An 8252-nucleotide genomic window follows, 5' to 3' on the forward strand; every position below is an offset into this window, starting at 1 on the left:
GCGTCAGTCTTTCTCCAGATAGTCGCCCGGGGCGAACGGTCTGCCATTCACCGTAAGCGGGCGCGTCTCGCCCGCGGGCAATGTTATGCGCAGCCTGTCATAATGGGGCTCGAAAGCACCTTCGCTGCTTATGGAAAGCGCGATCTGCGCCCCGGTGCATTTCAGCCGGTAGGTGCTGATACGGAAGGCGTTTTGCGCCGCGTCGATGCCAATACCGTCATCCTCATATTCGCAGCTTTCGCCTTCCCCCTCGCCCCTCGACGGAAAAACAGCCAGCGTTCGCGCCGTGTCGCTGGCGGCGTCGGCGCGGTCGACGGCATCGCCGAGCGGAAGAACGCATCCGGCGCGCACGAAGAGCGGCATGCTTTCCAGTGTTACGGGAATGGTGATTTCCTGCCCGCCCGCATGCCAGTTTCCGGTCCAGAAATCCCACCAGCCAGCGCCATTGTCCGGCAGGTAGATGCAGCGTTCGCACGCGCCCGGCTCTACCACGCCTGCAACGAGAAGATCGCGTCCGAGCATGAAATCGGACGTCTCCTCAAAGCAGCGTGCATCGTGTTCATGGTCGAGAAAGGTTGGCCGGATGATCGGTTCGCGCAATGCCACCGCCGCACGCAACAGCGTGTAAAGATAAGGCAAAAGCCGATAGCGAAAACGGATCGCCGCGCGAATGAGCGGTGTAACCTCAGGGTACATCCACGGCTCGTTGACGGTGCCATCGTCATTCCACGAATGGATCGTGAAACGCGGATGGAAGATGCCGTTCTGGACCCAGCGCACGAACAGTTCGGGTTCGGGCCGCGGGCCGGCAAAACCGCCCACATCGTGACCGATATTGTAGAACCCGCTAAGGCTCATGCCGAGTCCCATGGAGATGTTGTAGCGCAGCGTCTCCCAGGATGTGTAATTGTCACCCGACCAGGTCTGCGCGTAACGCTGCAGGCCCGGAGCGCCGGCCCGGCAAATAAGATAGGGGCGCTCGTGCGGCCTGTGTTCAAGCTGGGCCTCGAAAGAAGCGCGCGTCATCAGAAGTGAAAAGAGCGGGCGGATCAGACCGACCGGTATCGGTTCACCAAAACCGTGGCAGCGCGCTTCATCGTCCCAGATTTCGTATTCGTTGTTGTCGTTCCAGGTGCATTCGATGCCCTGGTCGAGCAGTTTTGTGGTGACGTTTTCCTTCCACCAGTCGATGGTCGCCGGGTTGGTGAAATCGAGATGCGAGCCCTCGTCGTCCCAGAAGCTGGAGCGCTCCGGCGCATCGCTTTCGCTGTCGCGGATGAACAGTCCGCGGGCGGCGACATCCTCGTAAAGCGGGTGATCCTGAAGAAGACACGGCTTGATGTTGGCCGCCAAGTGCATGCCCGCATCGCGGAAATGTTTCGAAAGCCGTTTCGGCTCGGGCACGCGGTCATGATTCCAGTTGAACACGTAGCGCTTGTGACCAATGGCCGTGTAGCCGGATGACATCTGGAAACTATCGCAGGGGATCTCGTGTTCAGCGCACAGGTCCACGAACCCCTGAAGCTGCTCCTGCGCATTCTCGGCATCCGTATAGGACATGGTCGACCCGGAATAGCCAAGCGTCCAGCGCGGCGGAAACGCCGTGCCACCGGTCAGCCAGTTCTGCGTCTTGACCACGTCGAGGACGGTCGGTGCCCAGCTAAAATAGAAATCCAGATCGCCATCAAGAGCGCGGTAGGCGCGGAAGCGACCATGGTAATTGTCGTACTCATTGCCAATGTCGAACCAGCTGCCCGCCAGATTGTCATAGAACAGACCGTAGGAACCGGCCTCCGGCGTGCGTGTCACTGTAAAGGGCAGAACCTTGTAAAGCGGATCCGTACTCTTGGCATCATAGCCCATGGCATCGAGATTGCGCATCTCGAAACGGCGTCCATTGCGCTTCAGGTCACCCGCCTTCTCGCCGAGGCCGTAGACGAGATCTTCCGGCCGGTAGGCCAGGAAATGCGCGTTGCGACTGTCACGCACACCGGCCATGTAGGCGCTGGTGGCGCGATCGGCAGCAAGCGGGCGATAACCGCCCGCCCCGTCGCTCGCCTCCCACTCCAGCGCCAGCGGCCGGCGAATGGTCAGGCGCAGTTGCGGCGTGGTGAGAACCAGACTTGTTCCACGCTCCTCGAAAACGAAGCCCGGACAAGTGAAACCGGAGAGATCATCGCGTCTGCGCCCTTCCCACGGGGCCTTGCCCCCGGGCGCGATGCTCCAGCTCCGGTCGAGCCGCCAGCCGCCATCGCGCTTGAGCGAAATCCTGAACAGCGCCTCTTCCAGCACATCGACCCTGAAGTGATGCCGGCCATCGACAAGAAGCGTCAGGCCGGTTTCACTCCGTTCGATGAAGGACCAGTTTTTCAGCGTCTTCATCTTTGCGAGCTCAATAATTCAGAAGCAGACGCGGCAGCCACAGGCTGAGCGCGGGAATGTAGGTAACGGCAAGCAGCAGGGCGAAAAGCACGGCATAGAAGGGCAGAAGAGGCCGCAGCACCGAGGCGATCGACGTCTTGCCGACGGAGCAGCCGACGAAAAGCGCCGAACCGACCGGCGGCGTACAGATGCCGATGCACAGGTTGAAGGTCATCATCACACCGAAATGCACCGGGTCCATGCCGAGATCCTTCACCACCGGCAGGAAGATCGGCGTGAAGATCAACAGTGCCGGCGTCATGTCCATGAAGGTTCCGATGACGAGCAGAGCCAGGTTGATGATGAGCAGAATGACGATCGGGTTTTCCGAAAGCGCCAGAAGCGCATCCGAGATCATGTAGGGAATGTCGGCAAAGGCCATGGCCTTGGACATGGCAATCGACGCGCCAATCATCAAAAGGACGATCGAGGTGGTGACGGCCGCCTCGATGAGCACGGACGGCAGGTCGCGAATGGTGATTTCGCGATACCAGAACAGCGCCAGGAACAGCGTGTAGACGACCGCGATGGCGGACGCTTCCGTGGCGGTGAAGATGCCGGCGATGATGCCGCCCATGACGATCACGATAAGTCCGAGCGGCGGAAGCGCGCGCAGCCCCGTATCGACGACTTCGCGCCAGGACGACCGCTCGGCCACCGGATACCCCCGCCGCTTGGCGATGATGCCGGCAACCAGCATCAGGGAAAGGCCCATCAGAATGCCGGGCACATAGCCGGCCACGAAGAGAGCGGCGATCGACGTGCCGCCGGTGATCAGCGAATAGACGATGAAGGTCGCGCTTGGCGGAATCAGAAGGCCGGTCGGGCAGGAGGCGATGTTCACCGCCGCCGAAAACGACTTGTCATAACCCTCCTTCTCCTGCAGCGGCGCCATGACGCCGCCCACGGCGGCAGCCGACGCGACGGCGGAGCCGGAGATCGAACCGAACATCATGTTGGCCAGGACATTGCAGTGTGCCAGCGCGCCGGGCAGCCGCCCGCCCAGCACCTTGGCGAAATCGATGAGTCGCATGGCAATGCCGCCGCGATTCATGATGTGCCCCGCCAGGATAAAGAAGGGAATGGCCAGAAGCGTGAAACTGTCTAGACCCGAGGCGATCTGCTGGGCGACGATGAAGACCGACTGGTTGAAGGTCATGAACGTCATGAACGTCACCACAGACGCAAGGCCGATGGCAAAGGCAATGGGCACGCCCAGCACCATGAAGAAGGCGAAGGAACCGAACAGGACGATGGCGTTGAAATAGTCTTCCATGATCCTCTCCTAGTCGCCCATCAGCGGGGCAACATCGTGCCCCATCAGGATGTCGCGCGCCGACAGCGCGCAATAGAACAGCATGACCAGGCCGGAGAAGGGTATGGCGCCATAGACGTAGCCCATCTGCACCCGCAGCACCGGCGAAACCTGCCCCGTCTGCAGCACACCCAGGAGAAGCTGCCCGCCGCCATAGACCATGACCAGCCCCGCGAAGGCGGCAACCATGCCGACGATCACCAGGCGCAGGTTGCGCTCCGCAGCGCCCTTCAGACTGAGCGGCAGAAGGTCGATGGCGAGATGCCGTTTCAGGCCAAGCGTGTAAGCCCCGCCGATCAGCGCCAGCCACATGAACAGAAACCGCGCCAGTTCGTCGGTCACCGTGCTTGGTGTACCGAACACGTAGCGGCTGACCACCTGCCAGACCACACAGACGACCAGAACGGCAAAGATGATGCCGATGATCGCGCGCAGCGATGCGTCGACGACAAGGTGCATCCGTTCCAGGCCACCAGTCCTGGCCGGCCTTCCAGCGGACTCGTTCATGAATCCTCCCCGACAGTTTCGGCGCCTCGGCGGCGCATTTCCGGTCAGGATTCCCTGTTTTGCAAAATTGGTCAACCAAATTTCAGTTATGGATTGACTTTTGGTCGCCCAATTTGGAAAGTTTGCGACCAGGGAGAACTATTGGCGCACCATTTTGCCGGCTGCTCCCTTGCGTACCTAATTTCAACAGGGAGGGTTTCCTCGATGAAGAAGATGTCCGCTATCGGCGCGCTTGCTGGTGCAATCGCCATGCTCATGGCCGGGACCGCTTATGCCAAGACGCTCAAGCTCAACCACAACAACCCGGACGACCATCCGCTCCACAAGAGCATGGAGTTCATGGGTGACCGGGTCGAAGAACTGACCGACGGCGAGATCAAGATCCGGGTCTACGCCAACGCCCAGCTCGGCACCCAGCGCGAATCCATGGAGCTCGTGCAGAACGGCCAGCTCGACATGGCCAAGTCCAATGCCAGCGAGCTCGAGGCTTTCGAGGACTCCTACAGCGCGCTGAACCTGCCCTACATCTTCAAGGATGAAGATCATCTCTTCGACGTTCTGCTCGGCGAGATCGGCGACGAGGTTTTGATGGCGTCGCGCGACAAGGGTTTCATCGGCCTGACCTACTACACCGAGGGCGCACGCTCCTTCTACGCCAACAAGCCGGTCAAGACGCCGGCCGACCTGAAGGGAATGAAGGTTCGCGTCCAGCCGAGCCCGTCGGCGATCCGGATGGTCGAGCTCCTTGGCGGCAACCCGACCCCGATCAGCTGGGGCGAGCTCTACAGCGCGCTGCAGCAGGGCGTCGTCGACGGTGCGGAAAACAACCCGACCGCGCTCACGAGCGCCCGGCACGGCGAAGTCTCCAAGCACTTCTCCTTCGACGAGCACACCATGATCCCGTCGATTGTCGTGATCTCCACCAAGGTCTGGGACGAACTGAGCGAAGAGCAGCAGAAGGCGCTCAAGCAGGCTGCGACCGAATCCGCCCAGTTCCACCGCGAACAGTGGAACAAGGCCAGCGAAGCCTCCATCGAGCAGGCCAAGAAGGAGCTCAATGTCGAGTTCCACGAGGTCGACAAGGCTGCCTTCGCAGAAGCCGTCGCGCCGATGCACGAGGAAACCGCCGCGAAGTCCGAGAAGGTCTCCGACCTGATCGACCGCATCAAGGCCGCCGGCGAATAAGCCACACCCGACCGACGGAGAAAAGACGTGCTCGAGCGATCTCACCTTGCCGAAAACGCGCTGACAGCGCTGCATGACGAGGACTATGACGTCCCCTTCAATACGCAATCGCTGAACCACACCACCATGATCTTCACCGGTGGGCGGCAGGCGCGCTCGCTCGACGGCGCGTATAATTTCTGCGTCGATCTCCTCGACACGGGGCTGCGGCAGAAATGGTTTTCCATGCTGCCGCAGCCCCAGGAGGAAAAAACCGAGCCCTGGGATTACGATCCCTATGAGGGCGAGACGGTTCCGGTTCCCTCATGCTGGGCAATGCTCAAGGAGAAGTGGTACTTCTTTGAGGGCAGCGCCTGGTACACGCGCCCGCTCGACATGGAAGAGCTGAGCGCCGATCGCCGTTACTTCCTGCGCGTCGGCGCGGCACAATACGACTGCAAGGTGTTCCTCAACGGCGAATTCCTCGGCAATCATTACGGTGGATCGACACCCTTTTTCCTGGAACTGACCGGTCATCTGCGCGAAGGCCGCAACTGGCTGATGTTCTGCGTCAACAACACCCGTACGCTGGACCGCGTACCGATGCGCAACACCGACTGGTTCAACTATGGCGGCATCTACCGCGAAGTGGAGCTCTACGAAACGCCGAAGACCGTCATTCGCGACCTGTTCGTGCGCCTTGCCGGCGACGCGGGTTACGAACGCATCGAGGTGTCGGGCGACGTCGATGGCAACGCCCAAAGCGCGCGGCTGACCATTCCCGCACTCGGCATTGATGCGACCCTGCCAATTCAGGATAGCCGTTTCCACGCGCTTCTCGACGCCCGACCGGAACTCTGGTCGCCCGCCTCGCCCCGTCTCTACGATGTGACGCTGGAAGCGGGCGGTGACCTCGTCCAGGACCGTGTGGGCTTCCGGCGCATCGAGCGCAGCGGAACCGACATCCTGCTCAACGGAAAGCCGGTTTTCCTGCGCGGCATCTCCGTACACGAAGATGATCTGAAGCACGGCAAGGTGACGGGTGAGGACGACCTGCGCCGCCGTTTCGAACATGCGCGTGAACTGGGCTGCAACTATCTGCGCCTTGCGCATTATCCCCATCACGAGCGCGCAGCACAGATGGCCGACGAGCTCGGCTTCATGCTCTGGGAGGAGATCCCCGTCTACTGGGCAATCGATTTCGAGAACCCAGCAACCTTCAAGGATGCGCAGAACCAACTTCTCGAACTGATCAAGCGCGACCGCAACCGCGCCAGCGTCATCATCTGGTCGGTCGGCAATGAGAACCCCGACACCGATGCGCGGCTGTCCTTCATGCGCCGGCTCGCCGAGACCGCCAAGGAGGCAGATCCGACGCGCCTCACTTCCGCGGCCTGCCTCATCAATCACGCCAGGCGCAAGATCGAGGATCGCCTCGCCGACCACATCGACGTGATCGGCATCAACGAATATTACGGCTGGTACGATGAGAATATCGACGACCTGGAAGTGATCGGCCGCAACTCCGCGCCCGACCGTCCGGTTGTCATTTCCGAGACAGGCGCCGATGCTGCCATCGGCGAAGGGGCGCCGAAGAAGGGCTTCTTCAGCGAAAGCTACATGGCTGACGTCTATCGCGACCAGATCGCGATGCTGCGTCGCCTTCCCTATGTGAAGGGCATATCCCCGTGGATACTCTATGATTTCCGCATTGAGCGGCGGCAGAATATCTATCAGGCTGGCTTCAACCGGAAAGGGCTGATCCACGCGGACAAGGAAACGCGCAAGGAGGCGTTTTCCATTCTGGCGGCCTGGTATCATGAGCTGGCAGCCGGAGAACGCGAGGAGGACTAGAAATGGCTGCAACGGCCAAACGACGCTATCAGGATGTGGCCGAAGCACTGAAGCAGGACATCGTCGCGCGCGGCTGTGCGGTGGGCGACCGCCTGCGCACGGAACGCCAGATTTCCGAAGACATGGGCGTCAGCCGTTCCGTCGTCCGCGAAGCCGTCATCATGCTGGAGATCGAAGGGCTGGTCGAGGTACGCAAGGGCTCCGGCATCTATCTGGCGCGCCTGCCCCATGCGTGCCCTAATGAAACGGCGGTCGACTTTGGCCCCTTTGAACTGCTGCAAGCCCGCCAGCTATTGGAAAGCAGCATCGCAGCGCTTGCCGCCGTCACCGTCACCAAGGCGGACATCATGCAGATGCGGCAGGCGCTCGCTTTAGAGAACAAGGCCATTGAAGCTGGCGACGACGATTATTCTGGTGATGAACTTTTTCATCGACTGATTGCCGAAGCTACCCAGAACGCCGTTCTCGTCGACATGGTCGAGGAGCTGTGGCGCAAACGCGCGCAAAGCCGGATGTGGGCGCGGCTGCACAATCGAATTTTCGATAAGACCTACCGTTCCAACTGGCTGTCGGATCACCACGCGATCCTGAATGCCCTGCAGATGAAGGACGCCCCGGCGGCGCGTCAGGCAATGTGGCAGCATCTGGAGAACGTCCGCCTCACTCTTATGGCGCTCTCTGACGTCGATGATCCGGAATTCGACGGCTATCTCTTCTCCTCAGAGGCCATCGCTCCGGCATAGGTCCAGACTGCGTTGCAACTCAACGAATACGGGTGAAGGGCTTCGCCCTCTTCTTTCGGTTGCGCGGTTCGTAGGAAAGTGATCTCACTCCACATTTGCATGGCTGTGGTTCTCGGCTCGCGGTGATGGTGAACTGATGCGGTGGATGCCCCTTCGAGCGGCGTCGTATGATGCCATCTTCGCCGCTGCGGCACATTCGAAGGAGGACACTATGTCAGACGTGCATATTTTGGCGATCGACCTCGCCA

At 60.7% G+C, this 8252-nt stretch carries 6 protein-coding genes; 3 read left to right on the forward strand and 3 right to left on the reverse strand.

Features of this window, described 5'->3' with window-relative positions:
• Positions 1–3: 3 nt before the first annotated feature.
• Genes JYP46_RS20725 through JYP46_RS20735 form a run of 3 tightly spaced genes read right to left on the reverse strand, consistent with a single transcriptional unit; the run spans position 4 to position 4243 of the window.
• Positions 4–2382, reverse strand: a complete 2379-nt coding sequence (locus JYP46_RS20725; protein WP_206549190.1) for a glycoside hydrolase family 31 protein — start codon at positions 2380–2382, stop codon at positions 4–6.
• 10 nt (positions 2383–2392) lie between these two features.
• Positions 2393–3697 carry a TRAP transporter large permease gene (locus JYP46_RS20730; RefSeq protein WP_113156514.1) on the reverse strand — a complete coding sequence of 435 codons (1305 nt, stop codon included), beginning with the start codon at positions 3695–3697 and terminating at the stop codon, positions 2393–2395.
• 9 nt (positions 3698–3706) lie between these two features.
• A complete protein-coding gene (locus tag JYP46_RS20735) occupies positions 3707–4243 on the reverse strand; it encodes a TRAP transporter small permease (protein ID WP_206549191.1) in 537 nt (178 codons plus the stop codon).
• A gap of 204 nt (positions 4244–4447) precedes the next feature.
• Here JYP46_RS20735 and JYP46_RS20740 point away from each other — a divergent pair, with 204 nt between their 5' ends.
• The 3 genes from JYP46_RS20740 to JYP46_RS20750 are packed head-to-tail and all read left to right on the forward strand — an operon-like array spanning position 4448 to position 8004.
• Complete coding sequence (locus tag JYP46_RS20740; RefSeq protein WP_206545156.1) at positions 4448–5428, forward strand: TRAP transporter substrate-binding protein; 981 nt, start codon at positions 4448–4450, stop codon at positions 5426–5428.
• 27 nt (positions 5429–5455) lie between these two features.
• A complete protein-coding gene (locus JYP46_RS20745) occupies positions 5456–7261 on the forward strand; it encodes a glycoside hydrolase family 2 TIM barrel-domain containing protein (RefSeq protein WP_206549192.1) in 1806 nt (601 codons plus the stop codon).
• Positions 7262–7263: 2 nt separating this feature from the next.
• Entirely contained in the window at positions 7264–8004 is a 741-nt protein-coding gene (locus tag JYP46_RS20750; RefSeq protein WP_113156511.1) for an FCD domain-containing protein, read from the forward strand.
• Positions 8005–8252 lie beyond the last annotated feature (248 nt).

Source organism: Nitratireductor aquimarinus (assembly GCF_017255295.1).
GTDB lineage: Bacteria > Pseudomonadota > Alphaproteobacteria > Rhizobiales > Rhizobiaceae > Nitratireductor > Nitratireductor aquimarinus.

Bases quoted from the DNA above. Each gene is read 5' to 3' on its own strand.
- JYP46_RS20735 (WP_206549191.1), bottom strand. From the start codon at position 4,243: ATGAACGAGTCCGCTGGAAGGCCGGCCAGGACTGGTGGCCTGGAACGG.
- JYP46_RS20750 (WP_113156511.1), top strand. From the start codon at position 7,264: ATGGCTGCAACGGCCAAACGACGCTATCAGGATGTGGCCGAAGCACTG.
- JYP46_RS20730 (WP_113156514.1), bottom strand. From the start codon at position 3,697: ATGGAAGACTATTTCAACGCCATCGTCCTGTTCGGTTCCTTCGCCTTC.
- JYP46_RS20725 (WP_206549190.1), bottom strand. From the start codon at position 2,382: ATGAAGACGCTGAAAAACTGGTCCTTCATCGAACGGAGTGAAACCGGC.
- JYP46_RS20740 (WP_206545156.1), top strand. From the start codon at position 4,448: ATGAAGAAGATGTCCGCTATCGGCGCGCTTGCTGGTGCAATCGCCATG.